This window comes from Rhodococcus sp. NyZ502, assembly GCF_041464245.1.
Lineage (GTDB): Bacteria > Actinomycetota > Actinomycetes > Mycobacteriales > Mycobacteriaceae > Rhodococcus_F > Rhodococcus_F qingshengii.
In genome coordinates this window covers 6,033,296-6,059,977 of the sequence record NZ_CP167155.1, presented here as the reverse complement: position 1 = coordinate 6,059,977, position 26,682 = coordinate 6,033,296, and the positions used below count along the sequence as shown (strand labels likewise).

22 protein-coding genes and 3 pseudogenes are annotated in these 26,682 nt (G+C 62.4%); 7 read left to right on the top strand and 18 right to left on the bottom strand.

All coding sequences use genetic code 11. The features are described 5' to 3' along the window. Position 1: 1 nt before the first annotated feature. A complete protein-coding gene (locus ACBG85_RS28120) occupies positions 2-301 on the bottom strand; it encodes a LuxR C-terminal-related transcriptional regulator (RefSeq protein WP_003941253.1) in 300 nt (99 codons plus the stop codon). Between the two features lie 81 nt (positions 302-382). Between ACBG85_RS28120 and ACBG85_RS28115 the strand changes: the two are divergent. Together ACBG85_RS28115 and ACBG85_RS28110 are read left to right on the top strand one after the other, a co-directional pair. Beyond that, a pseudogene (locus ACBG85_RS28115) lies at positions 383-1,882 on the top strand (helix-turn-helix domain-containing protein); the annotation flags it as partial. Positions 1,883-2,212: 330 nt separating this feature from the next. After that, positions 2,213-4,330 (top strand): WD40 repeat domain-containing protein, encoded by a 2,118-nt coding sequence (locus ACBG85_RS28110; RefSeq protein WP_372027924.1) that lies wholly within the window; start codon positions 2,213-2,215, stop codon positions 4,328-4,330. A gap of 6 nt (positions 4,331-4,336) precedes the next feature. On the opposite strand, the gene ACBG85_RS28105 is transcribed toward ACBG85_RS28110, so the two are convergent. The 3 genes from ACBG85_RS28105 to ACBG85_RS28095 are packed head-to-tail and all read right to left on the bottom strand — an operon-like array spanning position 4,337 to position 7,101. Further along, positions 4,337-5,116, bottom strand: a complete 780-nt coding sequence (locus tag ACBG85_RS28105) for a DUF4190 domain-containing protein (protein ID WP_372025630.1) — start codon at positions 5,114-5,116, stop codon at positions 4,337-4,339. Between the two features lie 45 nt (positions 5,117-5,161). Further along, positions 5,162-5,746: a GNAT family protein gene (locus tag ACBG85_RS28100; RefSeq protein WP_311094127.1), complete on the bottom strand. Its 585-nt coding sequence runs from the start codon at positions 5,744-5,746 to the stop codon at positions 5,162-5,164. Beyond that, positions 5,746-7,101 carry a glycosyltransferase family 87 protein gene (locus ACBG85_RS28095; RefSeq protein WP_193594740.1) on the bottom strand — a complete coding sequence of 452 codons (1,356 nt, stop codon included), beginning with the start codon at positions 7,099-7,101 and terminating at the stop codon, positions 5,746-5,748. Before ACBG85_RS28095 ends, ACBG85_RS28100 begins: the two co-directional genes overlap by 1 nt. A gap of 210 nt (positions 7,102-7,311) precedes the next feature. On the opposite strand from ACBG85_RS28095, the gene rpsF reads away from it, so the two are divergent. From rpsF to dnaB, 5 genes are all read left to right on the top strand, one after another. Beyond that, positions 7,312-7,599, top strand: coding sequence for a 30S ribosomal protein S6 (gene rpsF, locus ACBG85_RS28090; RefSeq protein WP_003941237.1), 288 nt, complete (start codon positions 7,312-7,314; stop codon positions 7,597-7,599). A 64-nt stretch (positions 7,600-7,663) separates the two neighbouring features. Then, the gene (locus tag ACBG85_RS28085) at positions 7,664-8,188 is read left to right on the top strand and encodes a single-stranded DNA-binding protein (protein WP_003941248.1); all 525 of its coding nucleotides are present in this window, start codon (positions 7,664-7,666) and stop codon (positions 8,186-8,188) included. A gap of 39 nt (positions 8,189-8,227) precedes the next feature. Next, positions 8,228-8,470, top strand: coding sequence for a 30S ribosomal protein S18 (gene rpsR / locus ACBG85_RS28080; protein WP_003941245.1), 243 nt, complete (start codon positions 8,228-8,230; stop codon positions 8,468-8,470). Positions 8,471-8,488: 18 nt separating this feature from the next. Then, complete coding sequence (gene rplI, locus ACBG85_RS28075) at positions 8,489-8,944, top strand: 50S ribosomal protein L9 (protein ID WP_007735531.1); 456 nt, start codon at positions 8,489-8,491, stop codon at positions 8,942-8,944. 508 nt (positions 8,945-9,452) lie between these two features. Further along, positions 9,453-12,110, top strand: a complete 2,658-nt coding sequence (gene dnaB / locus ACBG85_RS28070; RefSeq protein ID WP_372025627.1) for a replicative DNA helicase — start codon at positions 9,453-9,455, stop codon at positions 12,108-12,110. A 98-nt stretch (positions 12,111-12,208) separates the two neighbouring features. Here dnaB and ACBG85_RS28065 read toward each other — a convergent pair whose 3' ends face one another. The 14 genes and pseudogenes from ACBG85_RS28065 to ACBG85_RS28000 all read right to left on the bottom strand — a co-directional run bounded on the left by ACBG85_RS28065 (position 12,209) and on the right by ACBG85_RS28000 (position 26,411). Then, complete coding sequence (locus tag ACBG85_RS28065) at positions 12,209-12,559, bottom strand: hypothetical protein (protein ID WP_039973505.1); 351 nt, start codon at positions 12,557-12,559, stop codon at positions 12,209-12,211. A 164-nt stretch (positions 12,560-12,723) separates the two neighbouring features. After that, positions 12,724-13,185, bottom strand: a complete 462-nt coding sequence (locus tag ACBG85_RS28060; RefSeq protein WP_047272442.1) for an Hsp20/alpha crystallin family protein — start codon at positions 13,183-13,185, stop codon at positions 12,724-12,726. A gap of 1,254 nt (positions 13,186-14,439) precedes the next feature. Then, on the bottom strand, positions 14,440-14,880 hold the full coding sequence (locus tag ACBG85_RS28055) for a DUF1931 family protein (protein ID WP_024487875.1): 441 nt from the start codon (positions 14,878-14,880) through the stop codon (positions 14,440-14,442). Positions 14,881-14,893: 13 nt separating this feature from the next. Beyond that, complete coding sequence (locus tag ACBG85_RS28050; RefSeq protein ID WP_081558672.1) at positions 14,894-16,621, bottom strand: FAD-dependent oxidoreductase; 1,728 nt, start codon at positions 16,619-16,621, stop codon at positions 14,894-14,896. Next, positions 16,599-16,865 (bottom strand): UBP-type zinc finger domain-containing protein, encoded by a 267-nt coding sequence (locus ACBG85_RS28045; RefSeq protein ID WP_007735548.1) that lies wholly within the window; start codon positions 16,863-16,865, stop codon positions 16,599-16,601. Before ACBG85_RS28045 ends, ACBG85_RS28050 begins: the two co-directional genes overlap by 23 nt. Beyond that, a complete protein-coding gene (trxA, locus tag ACBG85_RS28040; RefSeq protein ID WP_007735549.1) occupies positions 16,862-17,314 on the bottom strand; it encodes a thioredoxin in 453 nt (150 codons plus the stop codon). Before trxA ends, ACBG85_RS28045 begins: the two co-directional genes overlap by 4 nt. A gap of 16 nt (positions 17,315-17,330) precedes the next feature. Then, the gene (clpB, locus tag ACBG85_RS28035; RefSeq protein ID WP_054188357.1) at positions 17,331-19,964 is read right to left on the bottom strand and encodes an ATP-dependent chaperone ClpB; all 2,634 of its coding nucleotides are present in this window, start codon (positions 19,962-19,964) and stop codon (positions 17,331-17,333) included. Further along, the gene (locus ACBG85_RS28030; RefSeq protein WP_020971358.1) at positions 19,946-20,275 is read right to left on the bottom strand and encodes a chaperone modulator CbpM; all 330 of its coding nucleotides are present in this window, start codon (positions 20,273-20,275) and stop codon (positions 19,946-19,948) included. The genes clpB and ACBG85_RS28030 overlap by 19 nt, the downstream gene beginning before the upstream one ends. Continuing rightward, positions 20,272-21,177 carry a DnaJ C-terminal domain-containing protein gene (locus tag ACBG85_RS28025; RefSeq protein WP_007735552.1) on the bottom strand — a complete coding sequence of 302 codons (906 nt, stop codon included), beginning with the start codon at positions 21,175-21,177 and terminating at the stop codon, positions 20,272-20,274. The genes ACBG85_RS28030 and ACBG85_RS28025 overlap by 4 nt, the downstream gene beginning before the upstream one ends. Positions 21,178-21,183: 6 nt before the next feature. After that, complete coding sequence (locus tag ACBG85_RS28020; RefSeq protein WP_007735553.1) at positions 21,184-21,708, bottom strand: nucleotide exchange factor GrpE; 525 nt, start codon at positions 21,706-21,708, stop codon at positions 21,184-21,186. A gap of 8 nt (positions 21,709-21,716) precedes the next feature. Beyond that, positions 21,717-23,590: pseudogene (gene dnaK / locus ACBG85_RS28015) on the bottom strand (molecular chaperone DnaK). 1,054 nt (positions 23,591-24,644) lie between these two features. Continuing rightward, positions 24,645-25,058 (bottom strand): heme-binding protein, encoded by a 414-nt coding sequence (locus tag ACBG85_RS28010; protein WP_064074379.1) that lies wholly within the window; start codon positions 25,056-25,058, stop codon positions 24,645-24,647. Then, positions 25,055-25,186 (bottom strand): annotated as a pseudogene (locus ACBG85_RS28005) (DJ-1/PfpI family protein); the annotation flags it as partial. The gene ACBG85_RS28010 and the pseudogene ACBG85_RS28005, both read right to left, overlap by 4 nt. A gap of 85 nt (positions 25,187-25,271) precedes the next feature. After that, a complete protein-coding gene (locus tag ACBG85_RS28000) occupies positions 25,272-26,411 on the bottom strand; it encodes a glutathione-independent formaldehyde dehydrogenase (protein WP_030537139.1) in 1,140 nt (379 codons plus the stop codon). Positions 26,412-26,682 lie beyond the last annotated feature (271 nt).

Sequence of the window (26,682 nt, the reverse complement as noted above, 5' to 3'; positions counted from 1 at the left end):
GTCACCACTCGTCGAGGGTGGTGTACCCGTCCTGGACCGCGCGGGCAAACAATGCTGCCTTCGTGGGAGCCGGCCGCCCGACGTCGCTGTACTTCGTGCGGATCCGAGTGATGTGTGTGTTGACGGTGCAGACGCGTAGGCCGAGTGTCTCGGCGACCTCGGACTTGGAATCCGAACGTAGCCAGGCAAGAAGTACTTCGATCTCGCGGACGCTCAGCTTCGGCTTGTGCTTGCCGTGCTTGGGGTTGCCGACTCGGGACACGTTTGCCTCGATCTTCGGAGAAATGCCGATTGAAGACATGCGAGTAGCGCCTTTCGACGGAGGGGATGGGCGTCGACTGCCGTATTTGCAGAAGGGCTGCTGGCTCAGGGTGCGACTGAGATGAGTATTTCGATCGAGGTGTCTCAGTGGAACGGGTGCAACTCTCTCGATACAGAGTCCATACAACGGACAAATCCCCTACCTGCTCCGATAGTGTGCGTCGCTATGAACTCGAAGGCGGAAGCCGGTACGCACAATCAGGTCGATCCCGCCCGGATCGAGTCGCGTGGGCAGTTTGCTGAGACGCTCACTGCACTGCGGAACGCAGCCGGACTGACGGTCCGCGAAGCCGTCGAGCGTTCGGGTGGTTTGCACGGAACCGTCAGCGGATGGTTTGCCGGCCAACACCTGCCGACGCCGGCGAGTACCCCGATGTTTTTCGCGCTCCTCGAGGCCTGCGGCGTCGATTCCGAGGATGAGCGGGAGCGCTGGATCAGTGCGGTGCAACGAGTGAGACAGCTGACGGCCAGACGACGCGGCGACGCCACCGTTCCGTATCGAGGTCTCGAGTCGTTCCGGCAGGAGGATGCCGAGTGGTTCTTCGGTCGAGACGAACTCACTGCCAACTTGGTCGAGCGGGTGGCGTCGGCGATACGAGGTGATGGTCGCCGTCAGTTCATGGTGATCGGTGCCTCCGGATCGGGTAAGTCGTCGTTGCTGCGGGCCGGGCTCGCCCCCAAGATCGCCGGGGACGATCCACGGTTCGACGGTTGGCGGGTGGAAACCCTGCAGCCGGGTACGGGAGGAATTCCGTCGTCGATTTCCGACGAACCAACCGTCTTGATCCTCGACCAGTTCGAGGAACTGTGGACGCAGTGCGACGGTGATCGTCGCGAGGAAATACTGCAGACTCTCGCGGAACTCGGTGAGAACACCATTGTCGTCATCGGCATGCGTGCCGACTTCTACGGGCTCGCGGCGAAGGAACCGCTTTTGGTGCCACTGCTCGACGACTCGCCGATGGTGGTCGGGCCGCTGACCGAAGAGTAGTTGCGCGAAGTGATCGTCGAGCCGGCGGTCAAGGCCGGGATGACCGTGCAGAGCGAGTTGGTTCAGGTTCTGGTCTCCGAGCTGACACCACGCGGCTCGCGCACGGCCAGCGACCCCGGAGCTTTGCCATTGTTGTCGCACGCACTGCTGGGGACCTGGCAACGGTCGACGCGTAAGACGCTGACCGTCTCGGATTACTACGCCACCGACGGGATTGCCGGAGCCGTCCAGCAAAGCGCGGAGGAAGTGTACGGCGAGCTCACAGAGAGGCAGCAGCAGTTGGCGCGCAGGATCTTCCTGCGATTGGTCAACGTCGACGAAGTGACGCAGACGCGTCGGCGGGCACCGCGCACCGAACTCTTCCTCGGTGACGACGTCGACGACGTGAATACCGTCATCGACCGGTTCGCCTTACGCCGCCTTCTCACCGTCGACGAGGAGACCGTCGAGGTTTCGCACGAGGTCTTGCTGTCCGCGTGGAGTCGGCTTCGCGATTGGATCGACTCGGACCGCGCCGGCCTGGCGGTGCATCGCCGGTTCACCTACGCGGCGCAGGTGTGGGAAGACAGTGGACGCGACCCCGGCGCGCTGCTCGGACCCGCACGTCTTCATCTGACGGAAGAATGGCTGCGTTCGGGCGAACTCGGGCTCCCACTGGAACCGAGTCGGACCCGCGCCGCCGACCTCAATGCCACCGAGCGGGAGTACCTCGCCGCGAGCATCGAGCATCGTGATCAGCAGGAATTTGCCGATCGCCGACGTACACGCGTGCTACGACGGCTCGTGACTTCGCTGGCAGCCGCGTCGGTGATCGCTCTGGTGTTGGCGGTGGTTGCCACCGTCGCCGGTATCGGCGCCAATCGTCAACGTGTCCAAGCAGATACTGCGCGCGACGAGGCGATGTCGCGTCAGGTGGCCACCGAGTCGATCAGGATGCGTGAGCGGGATCCGTCGCTGGCGTCGCAGCTTGCTCTGGCGGCATTTGCGGTCAACGAAACGACCGAAGCCCGCTCGGCATTGCTGGATGCGTCGGGCGTTCATTCGGCTACTCGCATCATCGGACCGCCCGGCGCGATGAAGGCCCGGATCAACCCAGCTGGAACTGTTGTGGCGGTGGGTGGTTCGGACGGAAAAGTCAGGCTTTATCCGATGGTGGACGGTGTGGCCTCAGCTGTTCCGCAGGCGGAGTTCCTCGGAGTCTCGGAGGGCACGGCCCTCTTTGCCGTCGCCTACAGCCCGGACGGACGGCTCCTTGCGACCGGTGGTGCCGGCGGCGCTGCACTCTGGGATGTGTCGGACCCGAAGAATCCGGTCCGTGGAACACTTCCCGTCGACGGTGAACGCGTAGTGCAGGACATGGAGTTCAGCCCGGACGGAACCAAGCTGGTCGCCGGTACCTCGACGCCCGACGTCCTGCGATGGAACATCGACACCTCCACGAATGCCATTGCTTTGCCTGCACTTCCGCACCCAGCTGACGGCATTGTCACCGCTACGTTCAGCCCCGACGGACGTTTCCTCGTGGCGGGCGGGCGTCAAGCGACTCTGCGCGTGTGGGACGTCGCGAAGTGGGGTGAGGAATCGGCGCCGATCTTCGCGACCGAGCCCAACGGCACCACCGTCCACTACCTCGGCGTTGCCTTCAGCCCGGACGGACGTGAGCTCGCGGCGGGAACCACTGGCAGGGAGGTGGTTCGGTGGGACATGAGCGATCCGGCGCGCCCCACTCCCCTGCAGGCACTGACGGGATTTTCCAGCTACGTCAACGAACTGAACTACGGCAAAGACGGAACACGTCTTGCCGCAGGAAGTTCCGACAACTCCGTGCGCGTGTGGGACCCCCGAACCGGGGCATTGATCGAAACACTTCCGGACAGTGGGGCGGTGACCACAGTCGACTACAGCGATGACGGCCGCAATCTGGTCGCCGGGGGACTCAACGGTGTGACTCGCGTGTGGGCTCTTCCGGGTCCGGTCTGGGCGGGAGCTCGGGACACGATCTTCACCAGTCCCTTTGCCGCGGACGGCTCGCGTCTGGTGGCCGGCGTCGGTGCCAGGGGTGGCGCGATGTTGGCTTGGAACACCGAGGATCTCGATCGCCCCGCGGTGATGCCGGAGTTGAAACCGCAAGGGGCCGACACTTTCAGCGGTGCGTCGGCGGTGTCGGCAGACGGGAACCTGGCTGTGAGCGGCACCGGCGGCGGCGGTGCATATCTTTGGGACCTGACTGATCCGGCGTCGCCACGTATCTACGGCGAGCCTGCGGTATATGTGAAGGGCATCGTGGCGGTTGTCGCACTGAATCCCGCCGGAGATCTGCTGGCGGTGTCCTCGCAGGACGACAACAGTATTGCGTTGGTCGACGTTTCCGACCCGTCGGCTCCGAAACTGTTGTCGTTGACCGATGTCGGCTCCTACCCGCAGATGATGGCCTTTCAGCCAGGTACCGAGATCTTGGCGATCGCGAACGCCAAGAACGAAGTGGATCTGTGGGACGTGTCGAACGCAGCGTCGCCCCGGGTGGCGGCGACGGTGGGTGGATTCGAAAGCTACGCATTAGCAGTGTCTTTCAGCGCCGACGGAACGCTGTTGGCCGCTGGAAGTGCGGATCACGGTGTCGCCGTGTGGGACGTACGCACACCGTCGGCACCCGAGGAACTCGCTCGTCTCGTCGGCCCCGAGGGCGCAATCTATTCGATCTCGTTCAACCGCGCCGGTGATCGGCTCGCTGCCGGTGTCGGCGACGGAACCGTCTGGCTCTGGGATATCGAGACGCCCTCGCGGTCAACACGATTTGCGACGCTGTCCGCCTACCCGGGTCGCGTCAACGACGCTCAGTTCGCCGGCGAGAGTGACATGATCGCGGGTAGCGGGTCGGACAAGACCGTTCGCTTGTGGGGAATCGACCCCGACGGCGTCGTTGATCGATTGTGCCGCACCGCAGGATCTCCCATCACGGAAGCCGAATGGGAGCGGTACCTGCCCGGTGTTCCCTATCAGGATCCGTGTGCCGGCTGACGCGCTTCAGTTCATCCAGAACTCGAGCGCCGGTTCCCGACCCAGCTCGCCTCCGCTGCCGGTGATCACCAGTCCGGCGGAGGTGAGCTTGTACGTCACGTCCTTGTTGGTGACGGTGAATCCGTTGCCGGTGGGCGTCGGATCGTCGAGTTCGATGGTGGCGCCGTCGCTCAGCCGTTGACCCTTGTAGTAGTAACGCCCGACTCCGGTTTCGCAGATGACGATTCGTGATCCGGTCGTGACGGCGATGGCGACGGCAGGATTGGTGGAGTTGCAACTGGGGCCGCCGGAGATGAAGCCCTGACGGTTGGTGCCCGAGACGGTCGGCGCTGGTCCGATCGAGGTCGTGACGCGTGGGGGCGTCGTCGTTTTCGGCGCTGTGGTGGGTGCATTCGGCGCCCGAGTCGTGGTCGTGGAGTACGAGTACGGCGTCGTATAGGTGAGACTCCGCGAACTCGCTTCATTGGCGGCGTTGCCGAAAGCGGCGGCGAGCAGCCCGAAGAACGCGATCCACACGATCACGGCCAAGATGCCGAGTGCGGTGAAGATGTAGCCGATGATCAGTCCGGCAAGGGCGAGTCCGTCGCCTTCTTCGCCGGTCCGTTTGATCTGGCCGCGAGCGATGTGACCGAAGACGATCCCCAACGGCGCGATGAGGAACGCGAAGACGAGGGCGAGCACCGCGAGTGTGTTCGTCGGCCGCCTGCCGTACGGATCGGGCTGCCCGTACGGAGACGGTTGCCAATTCTGATTGCTCTGGTACCCGTACCCACCCTGATCGCTCATGAGGTGAATCTTGGCATGGACTTGGCCGAAGAGTGCAGGTGATCGCTAGTTTCGGGTACGTGTCTCGAGCTGAGGTGCGATGGTCGGCCAATCGTCGTCGGTCATCGCGAACAGCGCTGTTGTACGCCAGCTGCCGTCGACACGGCGTCGGTGCTTGCGCAGCAGGCCCTCGAACTGAGCGCCGAGCTTTTCGATCGCGGCCCTGGACTGTTCGTTGAACTCGTCCGTGTGCCACTCGACGCGTACGGCTTCGAGCTGGTCGAAGGCGTGACGAAGCAGGAGCAGCTTCGATTCGGGATTGATCCCGGTTCCCTGAACCGATCGCGACAACCACGTGTACCCGATTGCAAGACTGCGGTTTACCGGGTCGATCTGGTACATGGACGTAGTGCCGACCACGGCGTTCGTCGCGATGTTCACCTGCGCAAAGGCGATCCGATTAGGGTCGTCGGTTGCTGCAGCGATGTACTTCTGTGCCTGTTCCCGATCGGTGATGGGCGATGCGGTCCAACGAAAGATCGCCGGGTCGTCGGCAGCAGCGAGCAGAGCGTCGGTGTGCGCGACGCCCAGGGGTTCGAGTCGGACACGATCACCGGTCAGCGTCGGTGATTCGAACCATGATGCAGTCATCAGGCGTGCTCCCGTGAGTGAGTCGGAAGGTTGTTGTCGGAGTTGGCAATCGGATCGGTCCCACCGGCAAGCGGATACCGCAACGGGACTCGCAGGAACAGGAAGAAGAACACGGCGAGCAGGATGACGTGGCCCCACACGCTCGCCTGGACGACGGCTTCGTACTTGCTCGGATCGAGATTCATGTCCAGTTGGTAGAAGTACCGGAAGATGCCGATACCCAACGCTGCGTCGGCGATCAGATAGGCGACGATCCAGAACCACCGGATCTTGAACAGTACGAGGAAAGGCAGGATCCACAGTGTGTACTGCGGTGAATTGACCTTGTGCAGCAACACGAATCCGCACAGCATCGCGGCACTGACTGCAATCCACGGAAAGTAGCCGTCGCGGACGTAGCGGCGCCAACCCAGATACATCGCGAGCGCGAATGACAACAGGATCATCACCGGAGACAGGATGCTCACCAGTGCGTCGTAGTCGGCGTTGAGCTCGCGAACTCCGAAACCGTAGAACGGGCGCAAACCCCAGAACCACACCGAGTTGGTGGTGATGTCCGCGCTTCGCTTCTCCTGGAAGCTGAACGACGCGCGCCAGCCTTCGTAGGAAATGAGGGCGAACGGCAGGTTGACGAGGACGACGGTGACGATCGCCGCGCCCGCCGTCATCAGCGCCCCACGAACGTCGTAGCGCTTGCCTTCGGTGCCGCGTAGAAGCACGTAGGCCATGAGCGGCAGCACGAACATTCCCGGGTACAGCTTCAAACAGAAACCGATCGCCAGGATGACGGCCGCCAGAACCGCGCGAGTTCGCAGCGGGATCCGCTCGAACGTCATCAGGAAGATCGCGCCGACGCTGGTGGCCACCACCGGGAGCTCCCAGTTGTGGAATGCGTACAGAACCAGGGGCGGAGTCGCCGACCACACGAGCGCGTACGCGCCGCTCATCTTGCCGAGCATCCACGCCGTGAGCAGTCCGAAAGGAGCCAGGATCAGGGCCGAGTGCAGAAGGAAATCGGTGTCGGTGTGTGAGCCGATACCGCCCAGCCACATCAGAATTCCGCTGAGCACCGGGTATTCGACGGTTCCGCCGGTCAGGAATCCTTCGGGCGTTATCCCTCCGGTGACGAAGGGGAACAGATGCTGATCGATACCTCGTCCGAGCCAGAGCAACTGAATGTCGGAGTAGCAGACGTCGATGTTCTTGTTGACGTCGAAGTTCAGGCTTCGGCCGTCGGGCGCGAACGGTGCACCGCCGCATCTGGCCTTGTTGAAATAGCCCAGCGCCATCGTCAGCCCGCACAATCCGACGACCAACGCCAGGATCGACGCCGGGGTCTTGCGGTCTGTTCGCATGATTCTCACCCTAGGGGGCGCAGTGGCTCGCGGGGTGATGCGTCTGCGCCACGCGTCGCGCATCGACCTGGCGGTCTTCCCGGAGGGCTGGGACGATTTCCCTGGTCAAGGCCCCTCGTGTAACCTACGAGGGTTGCTGACGCAACGACCCTCCTGCCACGGATAGTCCGTGGCCGTTTTCACTTAGTCCACAGGAGGTGATGAGGTCTTATGCGTCATTACGAATTGATGGTCATCCTTGACCCCAGCCTGGACGAGCGCACTGTCGCTCCTTCACTGGATACGTTCCTCAATGTTGTGCGCCAGCACGGCGGCACGATCGACAAGGTCGATGTCTGGGGTAAGCGTCGTCTCGCCTACGAGATCCTGAAGCATGCTGAAGGTATCTACGCGGTGATCGACATCAACGCCACTCCCGCCACCGTCGCTGAGCTCGATCGTCAGCTCGGTCTGAACGAGTCGGTTCTGCGCACGAAGGTTCTGCGCCACAACAAGTAATTACTGTCGGTAGCGAGCTCTACTCTCGCGCCCAACGGTCTTACATCAATGCAGGAGGAACCACATGGCTGGCGACACCATCATCACCGTCATCGGAAACCTGACGGCTGATCCTGAACTTCGTTTCACCCCGGCGGGTGCCGCGGTTGCAAACTTCACGGTTGCTTCCACGCCCCGCACCTTCGACCGTAATTCCAATGAATGGAAAGACGGCGATGCGCTGTTCATGCGTTGCAACATCTGGCGCGAAGCAGCCGAGAACGTCGCGGAGAGCTTGACCCGTGGTTCACGAGTAATCGTGAGCGGCCGGCTCAAGCAGCGTTCGTACGAAACTCGCGAGGGCGAAAAGCGAACTGTCGTCGAGCTCGAAGTCGATGAAATCGGTCCTTCACTGAAGTACGCCACGGCAAAGGTCAACAAGGCCAACCGTGGTGGCGGCGGTGGAGGCGGCAACTTCGGCGGTTCCTCCGGCGGATCGGGTGGCGGACGTCCGAGCGCTGCACCTTCGGGTGGAGACGATCCTTGGGGCAGTGCGCCTCAGGCTTCGGGCTCCTTCGGTGGTGCGGGCAGCGACGAACCGCCCTTCTGATCCGTACCTGATCAGGAACATCCAGAAAAGAGCAAAGACATGCCGAAGCCGCCCTTGCGCGACAAGGTTATGAAGAAGAAGGTCTGCACCTTCTGCAAAGAGAAGAACACGCAGATCAACTACAAGGACACGACGTTGCTTCGTAAGTACGTCAGCGATCGCGGAAAGATCCGTGCTCGCCGTGTCACCGGCAATTGCGTCCAGCACCAGCGCGACGTTGCCATTGCCGTCAAGAACTCACGTGAGGTAGCACTGCTGCCTTACGCCACCGTGGCTCGCTAAGGAAAGGGAGGAAAGAACATGAAGCTCATCCTCACCGCTGACGTGGACAACCTCGGTGCGCCTGGCGACACCGTGGAGGTCAAGGACGGCTACGGCCGTAACTACCTGCTCCCCCGCGGACTGGCAATCGTCGCCACCCGTGGCGCCGAGAAGCAGGTCGAGGGCATCCGTCGTGCACAGGAAGCGCGCGCTGTGCGCGGCCTGGATCACGCCAAGGAGCTCAAGGCAGCTATCGAGGGCCTCGAGTCCGTAACGCTGACGGTCAAGACCGCCGGTGGCTCGGGCAAGCTCTTCGGTTCGGTTACCGTCGCTGACGTCGCTGCTGCGATCAAGGCTGCCGGTGGACCGGTTGTCGACAAGCGCTCCATCGTGTTGCCGAAGGCTCACATCAAGAACACGGGCAAGCACGCCGTGGTCGTGAACCTGCACCCCGATGTGGTTGCCAAGTTCAACCTGAACGTCGTCGGCGCATAGTCGACTGTTCGTCTCGTCGGGCCCCGCACACTTCGGTGTGTGGGGCCCGACGTTTTGTTTCGGGGTGCGGTGTGCCGCCTGGCAGCGTCCCGAATCGGACCTGGGGATAACTCTCACACTGTGATGTTCGACTTGGTGATCAGTGACGAATCGGGCGAGGCAACACGCCCGACACGCCGACGCGCCGACTGTGGAAAAACTATTTTCATCAACAGGCTTGTGAAATTGTGGATAGCCATCTACCTGGTCTTTTGTAGTTACTAAGCAAAGTAGTCCCCAAATGCTCCACAGGCGGTGCACACCGTGGGGCGGGAGTTTCCACAAAGCATCCACAGGTTTATCCACAGTCCGGTTTGTATGCGGACCTACTAGTCCCTAACGTCATCTCGGCGTCTATCTACAGCCCGGCCGAATGCGGCTAGGGGATGTCGGTGGGGGCAGGTACAAATGATGAGGGCGCTGCGGTTTCTGGCAGTGTCGTCGAGTGTTTTACGGGAAGGTCTCGCTTGTGGCTGTTGTAGATGATCGAGGACCTTCCGACTTCTCAGGGCCGGACTACCCGGGCCCTCCCGAGGCCGAGCCCGACCAGGAGTTCGGACGCCAGCCACCTCAGGACATGACTGCCGAGCAGTCGGTGCTCGGCGGCATGCTGCTGAGCAAGGACGCCATCGCTGACGTCCTCGAGGTACTGCGTCCGGGTGACTTCTACCGGCCCGCCCACCAGTCCGTCTACGACGTGATCCTGGACCTCTACAGCCGTGGCGAGCCCGCCGACCCGGTGACGGTCTCCGCCGAGCTCGACCGTCGAGGTGAGCTCCGCCGTATCGGTGGTGCTGCCTACCTGGTGACGCTGACCCAGACAGTGCCCACAGCCGCCAACGCCGCCTTCTATGCCGAGATCGTGGCCGAGAAGTCCGTGCTGCGTCGTCTGGTCGACGCCGGTACTCGCATCGTCCAGTACGGCTACGCCGGCACCGAGGGCCAGGACGTGGCCGAGGTTGTCGACCGCGCGCAGGCCGAGATCTTCGAGGTCACCGAGCGTCGAACCACCGAGGACTTCGTACCCCTCACCGAGCTCCTCCAGCCCACGATGGACGAGATCGACTCCATCGCCAGCCGCGGCGGAATTTCCCTCGGTGTGCCCACCGGATTCAAGGATCTCGACGAGATCACCAACGGCCTTCACGCTGGTCAGATGATTATCGTCGCGGCCCGTCCTGGTGTGGGCAAGGCGCTTGCCCTCGATACTCCCCTCGCGACGCCTAGTGGCTGGACCACGATGGGTGACGTTGCTGTCGGCGATCTGTTGATCGACAACCACGGCAAGCCGACGCGGGTTGTTGCCGCTACCGACGTGATGGTTGACCGTCCTTGCTACGAGGTCGAGTTTTCCGATGGAACAGTGTTGGTGGCCGACGAGCAGCATCAGTGGTTGACGGAGACGCGTGCTTCGCGCCGTTCAGCGCAGAACGCCAAGACAGGTTACAACCGCTATAAGAATCAAAAGACATTCGCCGAGGTCCGAACCACGGCGGAGATCGCATCGACGGTGCGATGCGCAACGGCGGATGGCCGCGTTAATCACTCTGTCGTGAATGCCAAGCCGCTCGACCTACCAACGCAGGATCTCCTTGTCCCGCCCTACACACTTGGCGCTTGGCTGGGTGACGGTTCTACTGCCTGCGCACAATTCACCACTGCTGATCCCGAGATCATCATGTTGATCGAGGCCGAAGGCCTGGTTGCAGTTCCGTCCAAGTCGGCGCATTTGCGCTACAGCCTTAAATTAGCCCCGGAAGATCCCGTCGCTCCGCGCGATTGCGTTGTGTGCGGAAAGAGCTTCGTGCCGTTCACCAGTCAGGTGCGAACGTGCGGTCAATCATGCGGCGGCAAAGCACGTTTCATGTCTGACCCTGTACCTGCGCCAACCTGTTCACACTGTGGTGGACCTTCGATCGGGCTGCGACTGTGCCAGAAGTGCCGCAATGAGTACGGCACGGTTCAAGGACGCCTACGTACGATCGGTGTTCTGGGCAACAAGCACATCCCTGTCCAGTATCTCCGTGGGTCCGAGGCGCAGCGTCGTGCGGTTCTTGCGGGGCTTCTCGACACTGATGGAACTGTGACTGCCGGTGGCTCCGTTCAGTTTTCGGTAACCAACGAGCGCCTCGTCCGCGATGCCCAGGAATTAGTGGTCAGTCTTGGCTATCGCTGCCAAATGAGCACAAAGCGAGTCAACGGTCGCACCGAGGCTTCGTCGACTGCATTCACCTTGACCTTCTCGACTGATGACGAAGTGTTCGGTCTTACGCGGAAAGCGATGCTGCACAAGGAGTGTCGAGCGAGTAAAAGCACTGCGCGCAGCGGATCGCGCTACATTGTCGATGTTCGACCAATTGCGAGTGTTCCGGTTCGCTGCGTCGAGGTCGACAACGCCGACCACATGTACCTGGCCGGTCATTCGATGGTCCCGACGCACAATTCCACGCTCGGAATGGATTTCCTGCGTTCCTGCTCCATCACGCACGGCATGGCCAGCGTCATGTTCTCGTTGGAAATGAGCAAAACCGAGATCGTCATGCGTCTGCTGTCCGCAGAGGCAAAGATCAAGCTCGGCGACATGCGCTCCGGAAAGATGACCGACGACGACTGGACCAAGCTCGCGCGTCGCATGAGTGAGATCAGTGAGGCGCCGCTATTCATCGACGACTCCCCCAACCTCACCATGATGGAAATCCGCGCAAAAGCGCGGCGGCTCAAGCAGAAACACGATATTCGCCTGATCGTCATCGACTACCTCCAGCTGATGAGCTCGGGTAAAAAGGTCGAGTCCCGTCAGCAGGAAGTCTCCGAATTCTCCCGTAGCCTAAAGCTTTTGGCGAAGGAGCTCGAAGTTCCGGTTGTCGCGATCTGTCAGCTCAACCGTGGTCCCGAGCAGCGAACCGACAAGCGTCCGCAGGTCGCCGACCTTCGTGAGTCCGGATCGCTCGAGCAGGACGCCGACATGGTGATTCTGCTGTACCGCCCCGACGCGACCGAGCGAGACGATCCCCGTGGCGGTGAAGCCGACCTGATTCTGGGTAAGCACCGTAACGGCCCGACCGCGACAATCACTGTGGCGCACCAGCTTCACCTGTCCAAGTTTGTGGACATGGCCCGGGGATAGTGGCTGCCGCCATCGCCTGAAGGTGGGACGGATTTCAGATCTTGTGAGATCCTGCTACAAGCACCAATTCGATTCCACTAGTGCAAAATTCGGTTTTTCTACAGGTGGGGTAGTGCTGCAGTGAGGAAGACGGCGCCGAAGGCGATTCCGGCAATGCCGGTGAGGATCCCGACCACGCCGGCGGTGTTGTCGCCCAGATCGCGTCCGGGGGTGTCGGGTCGGCGCGCTGCCAGGGCGGTTCCGATGGCGGCGGCACCGAGGAGGATGCCGAGGCCGAACATCCAGAACGTCAGTATCGAGAGTGCACCGAGCATCAACGCCATGTCGCTGTATTCATCGCTGGTGATCGGACGGTGGTGATCCCACCAATCGGGTGGAGTGTGCGCGCGGGATTCGGTGTTGTCGGTGTTGTCGGATTGTTCGTGCGGGGGGATAGTGGATGCAGTCATGGCAGCTAAAGGGTTCTCGCGCTGATTCTTTCGTGTGGTGGATGTACCGGTGTGCGCCACGGGTGTGCAGTGGGAGATCGAAACGATGGTGGGTGAGGCCCGAGAACCCATCGCGTGTCCTCGGGAGTCACCCCACCATCAAAGCGGTGTTCGGGCCAGGCGGATCAGGCTTCGATCTGCACCTGTGTTGTCGATCCGGCGTTATCGGTTCGGGAGGGTGGTCCGGAGGAGACCTCGATCCGCCGCGGTTTCGCCTTCTCTGCGATCGGCAACGTCACCGTCAACACGCCGTTGTCGTACGAGGCCTCGATCTGTTGGGCGTCGATGTCGTCGCTGATGGACAGCTGCCGTTTGTATGTTCCAGCGAAACGCTCACTCGCCAGCCAGCTCACACCCTCTTCGGAGAGGGCGGTGCGGTGCGCGGTCAACGTCAGGGTCGAGCCGTCGATGTGGACGCCCACTGATCCTGGGTCGACGCCCGGAAGATCGGCGTGCAGGACGTACTGGTCCTCGACCTTGTAGAGGTCCATCGGCATGAACCGTGGACTGCGTCCGTTGCCGGTTCCCGCGGCGAGTACGGACTTGGTGATCGCGTCGATGTCGGTGAAAGGATCGAAACGAAGCACAGCAACACACCTCCCATGTCGTGAAAAGAAAGGTCACCGCCACTGTGGCGGTTGACCGAACTTACTGTGCGAGAACATGATAACCACACGAATTAGCACTCTGCAACCGAGAGTGCCAGAAGCTTTGGGGAAGTGTTCCGGTCCCTGAAGATCGCTGCTTTGCCTGGTCCCGACAAAAGCGGTGGCCGCCTTCGGCCTCGATTCGAAGCGGGCGGCGCGGTACGGCACTTCGTCAGTAGCGGCGGTGCGGCAACGGATCCGCCGGAGCCCCGACTCTGCGTGTGCGAGTCGGGGCGTATGACCGACGTCGGCATTGAGCACACAACACCGATGACCCACTATCCGTGCGAAGTCGACGTTCATGTCGTCCGCACATCTTCAACCATAAACAGTGCGATCGGTATAAATCATGTTCAGTCGCCTTCGATGCCAAGAAGTGACATGGCCGTTTGCATGGCAAGGTGAACATCTTGGTCGTCACGCTAGCGGCGCAGTAGCCGCGGTGCCTGGAAAGGTGGCCCGTTCCTGGTATTTGGTTTGCAGACGTCTGTTCCGAATGCTTTTGCAAAATAGGTCTTTTCCCGATGTTTGCGGGTGGATCGGGCATCGAACATCGCGGGTGCTCGTTCGTCGGAGTCGCTGCGAACGATGTCCGTGTTCGTGCACACACCGAACCGGCTGTAAGGGAGAACACTTCGGCCACCGTCAAAGCTTGCTCATCACAATGGAACTGGGACTTTCGACCCTGTCGTCTACAAGCAGTGCGCAATAACCTTCGTCGGGTCGGGGGCACCCGTTCCGTTCGAGGGGGCAAACAATCGGGCGGGTGTTCGTCAAGGCAAGGCCATATCACCCTCGCTGGTCTCCTTGCCGGGCCTTGAGCTGTGCGCGCCCAGAAGTGCTCAGGGCCCGCCCGATGCGGGGATCGAGAAAGTGAAGACGAAAGGTTCTCAGATGAGCCGAAGGAGTGATCGCCGATCGACAAGTTCTGCTCGCCGCCTGGCCACGCGGATTACCGGTGTCAGAGGTTCGGCGTGTAAGCCGAACTCGCTCACGGCAGAAGATCTGAGGGCTGTAATCGAGTCCCTCACTGGAGTTCTCGCTGCTCGAGAATCGAGCGCGGAAACCGCACCTCTCGCCGGAAATCCTCCGTCGTCGACGCCAACTGACAGGCAGTTCTGAATCGCACCGGTATTTTCGCAGCCGGACAGCATATTCGAACTCAGACGCGCTGTCAGCCGGGACGGGTGGTAATCACAGAAGTAGGTGGAAGATGTCGAAGGCGACTGTCCATTGGGCTGTGCCGGGGTTCTTGCGGTCCGGTTCGACCGTGGCGAAAGTTTGCGCCAGCGCTACGCTCAACCCTCCTGCGATCAGCGGCAGTCGTTGCTCTGTCTCCTCTGAGAGGGCCACGTCCAAGGGCGGGCGGGCCGTGAGCTGATCGAGCAGCGGTTGAAGTTCGATCTCCTCGTCGAGTTTTTCGAACCGGTGGATGCTCTCCTGTAATCCCTTGGTGATCGGCAGGTCCCACGGTTCGATCACGTCGCGCAAGTTTGCTTTCGCGGAGGCTTTCCCGATCAGGATCACGTCGTAGATCTTGTCGTCGATGAAATCGGTATAGCGCTTGAGATCGTTCCGGTCGACCTGCAGTCCGGCCGCTGCCCTGAAGAACCGCTGGAATTTCACGGTGCCCATTACTGGCATGTCGTCAGCTCCTTTCGAAGTATTCATGGATTTGGCGTACGGCCATCGCTCCTTCACCGACGGCGGATGCGACTCGTTTCACCGAACCGCGGCGGATGTCGCCCGCCGCAAACAGGCCGGGCAGGCTGGTTTCGAGCGTCCTGGACAGGCCGCCGTTGATTGGCAGGCTGCCGTCCGCTCGTGCGTGGATCGCGTCCACACCGGTGAGGACGAAGCCGTGGTCGTCGAGTGCGATCGCGTCGGCAAGCCACCCTGTGTGCGGTACTGCCCCGATGAAGACGAACAGGGCGCGCACCCGAATCGTGTCCTGGTCGCCGGTGCGATTGTCCTCGACCGCAATTGCTTCGAGGTATTTCTCGCCGTGGACCGCACGAATCTCGGTGTGCCGGTGCACGGTGACCCGCGGATGGTGTTCGATCTGGTCGACCAGGTATCGGGACATGCTCTTCCCGAGGTCATCGCCGCGGATGAGCAGGTGCACCTGTGAGACGTGCTCGGCGAGGAAGACGGCGGCCTGGCCGGCGGAGTTGCCGCCACCGACGATGGCTATCGGGTCGGTGCCGCATATCCGTGCTTCCTGATGCGTTGCGGCGTAGTACACGCTTGTTCCTTCCAGCGCCTCGATCCCCTGAACGGCCAACTTGCGGTACCGCGCCCCGGCGGCGAGCACAACGGCCCGGGCGTGCACCGACCCGCCGTCCGCCAGTCGGAGCACGTGGTTCCCGGCCTCGGATCCCAAACCGGTCACTTCTGCCGACACCAGGATTCGGGCGCCGAACTTCCCGGCCTGGAGCACGGCTCGCTCGGCCAATTCGGAGCCGGAGACCCCGGCGGGGAATCCCAGATAATTCTCGATCCGGGATGAGGTACTGGCTTGGCCGCCCGCAGCGATCCGCTCCAACGTCACCGTGTTCAACCCGTCCGAGGCGCCGTACACCGATGCGGCCAGGCCGGCCGGTCCGGCACCCACGACGACGAGGTTGTAGACGTCCTTGGCTGCGTCCGCGACGGGTGCCGGGACAGGAAGCCCGACGACGCGTGCGAGTTCCGCATTCGTCGGATTGCGCAGCACCTTCTCGCCGTGCCAGATCACGACGGGTGTGTCCTCGGGTGCGACGTTCAGGCTGCGTAGCAGCTGCTCCACTCGTTCGTCCTGTTCCAAGTCGAACCACTTGTGGGGCAGACGATTTCGCATCGCGAACTCACGAAGTCGCAACGTATCCGGGGAGAAGCAGGAGCCGATTATCCGGAATCCGGAGCCGAGCCCGATCAGCAAGTGCCGACGCACAAGGTAGGCGCGCAGGATCAAATCGCTGAGCACGGGATCGTGGGCAATCAGCTCGCGTACCTGCTCGGCCGGGACGACGAGTATCTCGCCGTCCTCGATCGCTTCGGCGGTGAAGAACGCCACCTGACCTTCCAGGAGTCCGAGCTCGCCCAGGAAACGCCCAGGACCGTGCACGCGCAGTATCCGGCGCTCGCCGTTCGCGTCGCCTTCGTCGACGACTGCGATCTTTCCGGAAAGGACGACGACGAAATCGTTGTCAGGCGCGCCTTCTCGGATCAGCACCTCGCCGGCGTGAACCGGTCGACGCGAGCCACCGACCTCGAGCTTTGCGACCTGGTCGTCCGTCAGCCGCGGGAAGGCGCCCTCCTCGTCCGGGGTCTCGTCGTCGACCGGCGGGCTGTACCCGATGGGTGAGGCGCCCTCAGACGAAGTTCTGGTCGACATAACACCACCGCCAATCCTCGCCGGGCTCCATCGACTGGACGATCGGATGCCCGATGGCGTGAGCGTGAGCACTCGCGTGCCTGCCCGGCGAAGAGTCGCAGCAACCGACGTGTCCGCACGTCAGGCACAGCCTCAGATGCACCCACGGGGTGCCGAGGCGAAGACATTCCTCGCAGCCTTGCGGGGTACGGGGCACCACGGCCCGGATCGCGGTTACATGTGGGTCCGCATGGACAGGACTCATGACTTCGCCTCCTCGCCGGCATTTTCCGAGAGCGCCTGATCGAGCCACGTGCGCAGCTGGGGGACCGGAGCTGCGCCCGACTGGCGAGCGAGAACCTCACCCCGGTCCATCACCAGCAGAGTCGGCACGGCGCGGACGGTGAATCGTTCAGCCGTCCGGGGTGCAGCATCGACGTCGACCTTGACCAGCTTGATCTGGCCGGCGTGTTCTCTGGCGAGCTGCTCGAGCGCGGGGCTGACCATGCGACACGGGCCGCACCACGTCGCCCACAGATCCACGAGCACAGGCACCGACGATTTTTCGACGATCTCCGCGAAGTCACCGTCTCCCGCCGCGGCGATCCAGGGCAGCGGCTCGTGGCAGTTGCCGCAGCGAGGTTTTCCTTCCCCTGCTGCCGGGATGTTGTTGGTCTTGCCGCAGTTCGGGCACTTCACCTTTTCGGATCCCATGACCAGTTACCTCTTCTCAGGCCGCCGCGAAGGCGGGTTCGGCATACGCGACGGCAAGCTCGCCGCCGTCCACCGTGACGCTGATGGTGCCGTCCGGTTTGATCTCGCCGCGCAACAGTGCACGGCCGATCTTGGTTTCGACCTCGTGTGCGATGTATCGGCGCAGCGGCCGCGCACCGTAGACAGGGTCGAACCCGTGTTCGGCGATCAGTCGGCGTGCCTCCGGCGTGATTTCCAGGTGTATCTGTCTCTCCGACAACCTGTTTCGAAGGTCGGTGAGTTGCAGTTCCACTATGTACTCGATCTGGGGCAGGGTGAGTGGGGAGAACAGCACGATGTCGTCGACCCGGTTGAGGAATTCGGGGCGGAAATGCCCGCGCAGTTCTGCCATCACCCGTTCCCTGGCGTCCGGCTTGATTTCGCCGTCGGCTGTGACCCCGTCGAGGAGATGCTGGGATCCGATGTTGGAGGTCATGATGATCACCGTGTTCCGGAAATCGACTTGCCTCCCTTGAGAATCGGTGATCCGGCCGTCGTCGAGCACCTGCAGCAGGGTATTGAAGACGTCGGCGTGGGCCTTCTCGATCTCGTCGAAGAGCACCACGGAGTACGGCTTACGCCGCACCGCCTCGGTGAGCTGGCCACCTTCGTCGTACCCGACGTATCCGGGAGGTGCACCGATGAGCCGACTCACCGTGTGCCGTTCCTGGTACTCGCTCATATCGAGGCGCACCATGTTGTCTTCACTGTCGAATAGGGCGCTGGCCAATGTCTTTGCAAGCTCGGTCTTTCCGACGCCCGTCGGGCCCAGGAAAATGAACGAACCGATCGGTCGACGAGGATCACGGATACCGGACCTCGCCCGGATCACAGCGTCCGCGACCAGTTGCACCGCCTCGTCCTGACCGACGACCCGCTCGTGCAGGATCTCGTCGAGCTTCAACAACTTCTCCCGCTCACCTTCTTGCAGCCGGGCGACCGGGATACCCGTCCATGCGGCCACGATCTCTGCGATCTCGTCTTCGGTGACCACTTCACGCAGCAACGGATTTCGGCCTTGTCTGGTGGCCAGTTGCTCCTCCGCCGCCTCGAGCCGGCGTTCGAGCTCGGTGATCTCGCCGTATCGCAACTCGGCTGCCCGATTGAGGTCGTAGTTGCGTTCGGCGGCCTCGGCCTCGACGCGCAACCGTTCCAAATCTCCTCGCAGTTCTTGCACCCGCCGGATCGCCTGCCGCTCCGCCTCCCATTGAGCGTGCCGGGCGTCTGCCTCGGCCCGCAGGTCGGCCAGCTCCTTGCGCAATTCTTCGAGGCGCGCTTTGCTGGCCGCGTCCGTTTCCTTGGACAGTGCGGCCTCTTCGATCTCCAGACGGGTCACCTTCCGGGTGAGCTCGTCGAGTTCGGCAGGCATCGAATCGATTTCGGTGCGGAGCCGAGCGCATGCCTCGTCTACGAGATCGATCGCCTTGTCCGGAAGGAAGCGGTCGGTGATGTACCGGTGCGAGAGGGTCACGGCGGCCACCAATGCACCGTCTTGAATTTTCACGCCATGGAACACCTCGAGGCGTTCTCGAAGTCCGCGCAGAATCGAGATCGCATCCTCGGCACTGGGCTCGTCGACGAGAACGGTCTGGAATCGACGCTCCAGTGCCGCATCGGATTCGATGTGCTTGCGATACTCGTCGAGAGTGGTGGCACCGATCATGTGCAGTTCGCCGCGTGCGAGCATCGGTTTGAGCATGTTGCCGGCATCGAGAGACCCCTCGCCGCCGACCGAGCCCGCTCCGACCACGGTATGCAACTCGTCGACGAACAACAGGATGCGCCCCTCGGCAGCCTTCACCTCGGACAGCACGGCCTGCAGTCGCTCCTCGAACTCGCCGCGGTACTTCGCACCGGCCACCAGAGAACCCATGTCGAGCGAGAAGATCGTCTTGTCGCGTAGGCCCTCGGGCACGTCGCCGCGGACGATCCGCTGGGCGAGACCCTCGACAATCGCAGTCTTACCTACACCGGGGTCGCCGATCAGCACCGGGTTGTTCTTCGTTTTCCGGCTCAAGATCTGAGTTACCCTGCGTATCTCGGCATCCCGGCCGATGACCGGATCGAGTTTGCCTGCCCGTCCCTCGGAGACGAGGTCGCGCCCGTACTTCTCCAATGCCTCGTACGCCCCCTCCGGGGTTGCCGACGTGACACGCTGATTGCCGCGCACCTTCGTCAGCGCTGTGAGGAAGGCGTCCCGTGTGACCCCGTGACTGGCGAGGACCCGCCCGGCCGCGCTGGCCGATCCTTCCTCGGAGAGGGCCATCACAAGATGCTCCACCGACACGTAGGAATCCTTGAGTCTCTTCGCCTCCCGCTCTGCGGCATCGAGCAGCTTGGCCAGACGCTGGGTGATCATCACCTGACCGGGGGTCGCGCCGGGGCCGCTGACCTTCGGCCTACGCGACAGTTCACGATCCAGATCGGATCGAAGTGCTTCGACATTCGCGCCGGCCTGTTCGAGCAGTCGGGGCACCAACCCATCCTGCTGATCGACCAATGCGAGCAGCAGGTGCTCTCCGTCGACTTCGGTGTGGCCCATTCTGGTCGCAACATTCTGGGCTTCCTGCAAGGCTTCTCGTGACTTTTCGGTCAAGCTGCCGGTGTCCATGAGGATGTCCTCCTTCTGCGGGCCGCTGTTTCGAGTCTTTCGATTCGATCCAGCAGATCGAGCACGAGCCCGATTGCCGAGTAGTTGAGACCCAGACCCGTCCGCAGTCGTTGGATGCGTGCGGCGTGGGTCACTTCGGATGGGTCGAACGACATCTCTCCGCCGGCGTAGCGGTGGGCGTCGAGCAGTCCGAGAGCCACGAGTTTTCGTGCCAGATCCGGGTGCAGGCCAGTACGTTCGGCGAAGGCGTCCGGCGACAATCCGGTACGGCGAACCAATACGTACTGAGTGATCGGCGTTGAGGTGCTCATGTCTCTTTCCTCGGATTGAAGTTCGATTCGGCGCCCAACTGCTCGAACAGTTCGCGTTCACGTGCTGTCGGTTTCGACGGAACCATCACCTTGATTTCGGCGTAGAGGTTGCCGTTGGCACCGCGCGGATTCGGCATTCCCTCTCCGCGCAGGCGCAGCTTCCTACCAGTCGAAGAGCCAGGCACCACTTTGACTTTCGCCTCTCCGCCCGGTGTGGGAACGACGACTGTCGACCCGAGAACCGCCTCCCATGGCGATACGGGCAGATCGACGTAGATGTCCCGACCCTGCACGCGGAACCGTGAATGCGGTTTGATCCGCACCACGAGGTACAGATCCCCAGGCGGCGCGTCACCGTTGCCTCGGCCTCCTTGCCCGGCCAACCGGATTCGCTGGCCGTCCAGGACGCCGGCTGGAATGTCGACGTCATACTGCCGTCCGTCCAGTCTGAGAGTGCGTTTTCCGCCCTGATAGGCCTCTTCCAGCGCCAGTTCGAGTTCGGCCTCCTGATCGGCGCCGGGAATCGGTCCGAACCCACCGCCTCCGCCGAACATCTGCCCGAAGAGGTCTTCGAAGTCGACGGCACCCTCACCACCGACACCGTGGCCGAAGTGCACCCGTCTCCCGCCACCGCCGTACCCGGCGGCGTTTGCCCGCACCCGTTCGTCGTAATCCTCGGGTACATGCCGGAAGTCGTCACCGAATCGGTCATAGCGTTTCCGGGTGTCCGGGTCGGACAACACCTGATAGGCCTCGTTGACCTCCTTGAACCTGTCCTCCGCAGTGGGATCCTTGTTCACATCGGGGTGGTACTTGCGGGCCAGCTTGCGGTACGCCTGCTGAATTTCGTCGGTGCCGGCGCCCTTCGGTACGCCGAGTACTTCGTAGTAGTCACGGGCCATCGGTGCTCACCCCTCTGGGCGGCTGACGACCACCGCGGCGGGCCGCAACTGTCGCCCGTCCTCTCCATAACCCGGGCGCAAGACCTCGACCACGGTCCCGGACGGCAGGTCGGGTCGGGTTACCACACTGACCACTTCGTGGAGTTCCGGGGAGAACGGCACACCGGCCTCGTCGTGGCGCTCGAAGCCGAGTCGTGAGAGCACCTGTACCGCCTGGTCCCGGATCGCCTTCACACCTTCGACGACGGCCTGCGGATCGCTGCCTGCGTGTGCAAGCGCAAGCTCCAAGTTGTCCAGTATCGGCAGCCACGCCGCCGAAACCTTCGCTACTTCCGCGGCGCGTTCACGGTCCAGATCTTTGGCGTATCGCTTGCGCAGGTTGTCCAGATCTGCGACGGCCCTGCGCCAACGGTCCTCGAGTTGAGACAGCTCGTCTGCCGTCTCGGCGCGATCGGACTCGGTCTTGCTTTGATCCGTGTCGGCGCTGTTGGTAGTCGGCTCAGTCGTCGAATGATCTGCAGACATTTCCATCGTGCGCCTCAGCTTCGATCGAATTCGGCGTCGATCACGTCGCCGTCATCCGACGACGCAGCATCAGCGCCGCCTGCTTGGCCGTCGTCCGACTGGTCCGGCACAAGTCCGTAGAGCAGCTGTTGCAGCTCCGAGGTGAGTGGCTGAACCTCCGCGGGTGAAGCGCCGTCCTGCACGGCCTTTCGGGCGTCGGCAACCAGCATCTCGGCCCGCGCCTTCTCATGCGGCGGGGCACTGTCACCGAGTTCGGCGAGTCGCCGCTCCACTTGATACGCAACCGAATCGAGCCCGTTGCGCGCGTCGACCGCCTTGCGCAGCGCCTCGTCCTCACCCCGGTTCCGTTCGGCCTCCGCCAACATGCGCTCGACCTCACCCTGATCAAGGTTGCCCTGTTCACTGATCGTGATGCTCTGTTCCTTGCCGGTATCCTTGTCGCGAGCGGTGACGTTCAGGATGCCGTTGGCGTCGATGTCGAAAATGACTTCCACCTGGGCCTCGCCACGTGGCGCGGGGCGGATGTCTTCCAGCCGGAACCGGCCCAGCACCCGGTTGTCGGCCGCACGTTCGCGTTCGCCCTGCAACACCACGACGTCCACGGCGGACTGATTGTCTTCCGCCGTGGAGAACACTTCGCTGCGCCGTGCCGGGATCGTCGTGTTCCGCTCGATGATCTTCGTCATCACCCCGCCCTGCGTCTCGACGCCGAGGGACAGTGGGGTGACATCGAGTAACAACACATCGGAAACCTCGCCTTTGAGCACGCCTGCCTGGACTGCGGCTCCGAGGGCAACGACCTCGTCCGGGTTGACGCCCATGTGGGGGTCCTTGCCGCCGGTCAGCCGGCGAACCAGCGCCTGTACAGCCGGGATACGTGTCGAACCGCCGACCAGTATCACTTCGTCGATGTCGTTGGCGGCGACCTTGGCGTCACTCATGGCCTGCTTCACCGGGCCGAGGCACCGTTCCACCAGATCGGCAGTCAAATCATCGAACTTCGATCGCATGATCGTAGTGGTGAGATGTTTGGGACCATTCGCGTCAGCGGTAACGAAAGGCAGGTTTACCTGGGCCTGGGTCACCGAGGACAGCTCAACCTTTGCCTTCTCCGCGGCTTCGAACAGTCGTTGCAACGCCTGCGCATCCTTACGCAGATCGATGTTCTCCGCGCGCTGGAATTCGTCGGCGAGGTAGTCCACCACGCGTCGATCGAAGTCGTCGCCGCCCAAGTGAGAGTCGCCGGCCGTGGAACGAACCTCGACTACCCCCTCTCCGACGTCCAGCAGGCTCACATCGAAGGTTCCGCCGCCGAGGTCGAAGACCAGTACGGTTTCGTGGGTCTGTTTGTCCATGCCGTACGCGAGTGCCGCAGCGGTCGGTTCGTTGATAATCCGCAAAACCTCGAGGCCTGCGATACGGCCGGCGTCCTTGGTGGCGTTTCGTTGCGCGTCGTTGAAGTAGGCAGGAACGGTGATGACCGCTTCCTTCACCTTCTCGCCGAGGAACTTGCTCGCGTCGTCGACGAGCTTGCGCAGCATAGAGCGCTGATCTCCTCTGGTGCGTATTTCTTGCCGCGCACGTCGAAGCGGGCCTCACCGTTGTCACCCGCTACGACGTCGAAGCTGACCGCTTTGGCTTCCTCGGAGATCTCGTCGTAATGGCGTCCGATGAAGCGTTTCGCCGAGTAGATCGTGCCCTTCGGATTCAAGATCGCCTGCCGTCGGGCAAGCTGGCCCACCAGACGCTCACCGTTCTCGGTGAACGCCACCACCGAAGGCGTCGTCCGTGCTCCCTCCACATTGGAGATCACCACCGGCTCGCCGCCTTGCCAGCTTGCGATGACCGAGTTGGTTGTGCCCAAGTCGATGCCTACAGCAGTTGTCATGACTCAATTCCTTTCGATCGGCCCGGCCGTTGAGCAAGTGCGATTCCGCCCGCAACTTCGCTCGATGTCGGCAAGGGCTTCGTAGTTCCCTGGTTTTGGCGAGTGGATTGGGTGAAGTCACGGAGACCGAGCAGGGCACCGATAACGGCGCCCGACACCAATCCGTGGATGGCGGGCGTGAGGCTCGAGAGCGGCCGAGGGTAAGGGTTTCCGCCACTGTGCTTTGACATCACGCCCCTCAGCGTTGATGTTGTGGGGTTCGCCGGGCCTGTGTGTACTGACAGGGCCCGACCGCCGGTCAACCGGTTGAGCTCACGAACCGCCCAGCCATGATGAGTCTTTTCGTCCACCTAAAGGGCGTCAACAACATTCGCCTGATGGGCGGGGCGCAACGGGGCAGTGGCGACCACACCTGCCCTTGATCGAAGATGCCCGCCGGAACCCGATCGAAGCGGCCATCGCATGAAACTCCGAGTATCGGCTTCGACACGAAAACTCGAGTGTCGGCCGCTACTGCGGTACGTCCACACTACCGCGGCGCATGCAAAAGGAGAACTCCCTTTGCGAAAGATCGTCACAGTCAGTGAACAGCAGCTCCGTTGAACCCGGACGAGATTCATTGTAGTTCTATCGAATCTCCTTGTGACAGAAAGGTAATGAGCCACTACTGGCCGGTTCCGATTGGTTGCGAGTAGGTGGCGCACACCCGCGTGCTGCACGGTTAAACGTCCCGTTCTGTGGCTGGTCAACAGACCGCTCAGGCGGAATTTATTGCAAATCAACATTTTTCGGACACCGATATCGCTGGACTTGCGTAATTATCGTCTATTCCTTGCGGCATCATTCGGCCGAGGGCTCGGTTTGCCCCTGACACGGCGCGCGGATGTGCACGTCCGCTCGTCGTTATGTTTGTCTCGGTCCTGGCCGCGTCAAGGATGCGGGACGACTTCGGTCCAGTCGCAGTCGCGGGGCCGCGACTAGCTTTAAAGCAACGTCGGAATGTTCGACGTTGCCCTGTCGATGCGTTCTCTGACCTGACGACGCAGTCCACCGCTCACAGCGCCGCCACGGCCGCCTCGGCGACGGTCTTGTCCTGCTCCCCGGTGCCGCCGCTGACGCCGACAGCGCCCACGACCTGGCCGTTGTGCCGCAGAGGCACACCGCCGGTGAAGATCATGATGCGCCCGGCGTTGGAGGCGTGTATCCCGTAGAACTGCTCGCCCGGGCCCGCGTTGGCCGCGAGGTCCTCGGTCGAGACGTCTAATGCCCGCGCGGTGAACGCCTTGTTGATCGAGATGTCGATGCTGGCGATCCAGGCACCGTCCATTCGCACGTGAGCCACGAGGTTGCCGCCGGCATCGACCACCGCAATGTTCGACGGCGACTCGATCTCGGTGGCTTTGGCCTGTCCTGCGGCGATGACCCGCTGCGCATCGTCGAGGGACACCGAGGTCTGGTTCACGGTCATGACGCACCTGCCCCGAGCTTCGCGAGCTGCTCGACGATGGCCTGACGGAACGCAGGAAGGTCGTCGGGCGAGCGGCTCGAGATCAGGTTCCCGTCGATCGCGACCTGTTCGTCTACGACTTCTACTCCTCCGGCCCCGTCGGCAGTCGGTATCGCTATCTGCTTGCCCTGCAGTGGCATTGGCATCGTTGTGCTCCTCTCGGTTCTGGCCGTGTCAGGGATGCAGGACGACTTTGGTCCAGCCGTCGTCGCGAGCGTCGAAGTGCTGGTAGCCGGATTCGGCTTCGGCGAGCGGGAGTTCGTGGGAGATGATCCAGGAGGGCTTTGCCCGGTCTTCGTGGATGAGGTCGCGCAGTTGCCGGTTGTAGTGTTTGACGTTCGCTTGTCCGGTGCCGATCTTCTGGCCCTTGAACCAGAATTTGCCCATGTCGAAGGCGATCTTGCCGTTGCGCTCGAGTTCGTCGGGGCCGTTCTGGTCCTGGGGAAGGAAGATGCCGACCACCCCGATGTGGCCGGTGAAGCGCACCGAATCCACGAGCCGGTTCATCGTCATGGCGGCGTCCTCGTGGCCTTGCGGGTCGTGTGCCTGATAGCCGACGCACTCGCACCCCTTGTCTGCGCCTTTCCCGTTGGTTTGCTCGAGGACCTGCTCGACGGGGTCGCCCTTCGAGTCGTCGATGGGGACGACGCCGATCTCTTCGGCCAGGCGTAGCCGGTCGGGGTGGCGGTCGACGATCATCACCTTGCTCGCTCCCTGGATCATCGCCGAATACGCGGCCATCAAACCGACTGGGCCAGCGCCGTAGACCACCATCGAATCGCCGGGTTGCATGTCGGCCAGGCGGGTGCAATGCCATCCGGTGGGAAAGATGTCCGACAGCATCACGTAGTCGGTTTCCTTGTCCTGGGCATCCTCGGGCAGTCGCAGACAGTTGAAGTCGCCGAACGGCACTCGCAGATATTCCGCCTGTCCGCCCCAGAACGGGCCCATCCCCGCGAAACCGAATGCAGCGCCGGCCATCGTCGGATCGGGGTGCACCGTCAGGCAGAATGCGGTCAACCCTTCCTCGCAGTTTCGGCAGAAGCCGCAGCCGATGTTGAACGGCAAGCACACTCGATCCCCTGGCGATACTTTGACCACTGCATTGCCGACTTCGGCGACGATGCCCAAGTTTTCGTGACCGAGGACCATTCCGGGCTCCAGATCGGTGCGGCCTTCGTACATGTGTAGATCCGACCCGCAGATGTTGGTGCTCGTGATCTTCACCAGCACATCTGTCGGATTCTCGATCCGCGCATCGGGCACGTCCTTGACGTGGACCTCTCGAGGCCCGTCGTATACAAGCGCTTTCATCGCGGCACTCCCTTGTCTTGTAGCTGCGGCTTTCCGGTTGATCTCGTCGGCCGCAGGCGTCCACGCGTGAGCGACCGACCGAATGAATCGTGCTGTTCGGGGAAGGTCCACGGCGCGCAGAAGTGAAGACCGCACCAAAATGTCGGCGCACCAACATTTTTCCTGCCATCGACGCAACTGCGGCTGCATCCAGGTATCGCATTCCCTCACCATGGAGTCTCCTCCTTCGGCTCTACGATCGCTAGGGGTTGGGATCGGTTTCCTCGAACGG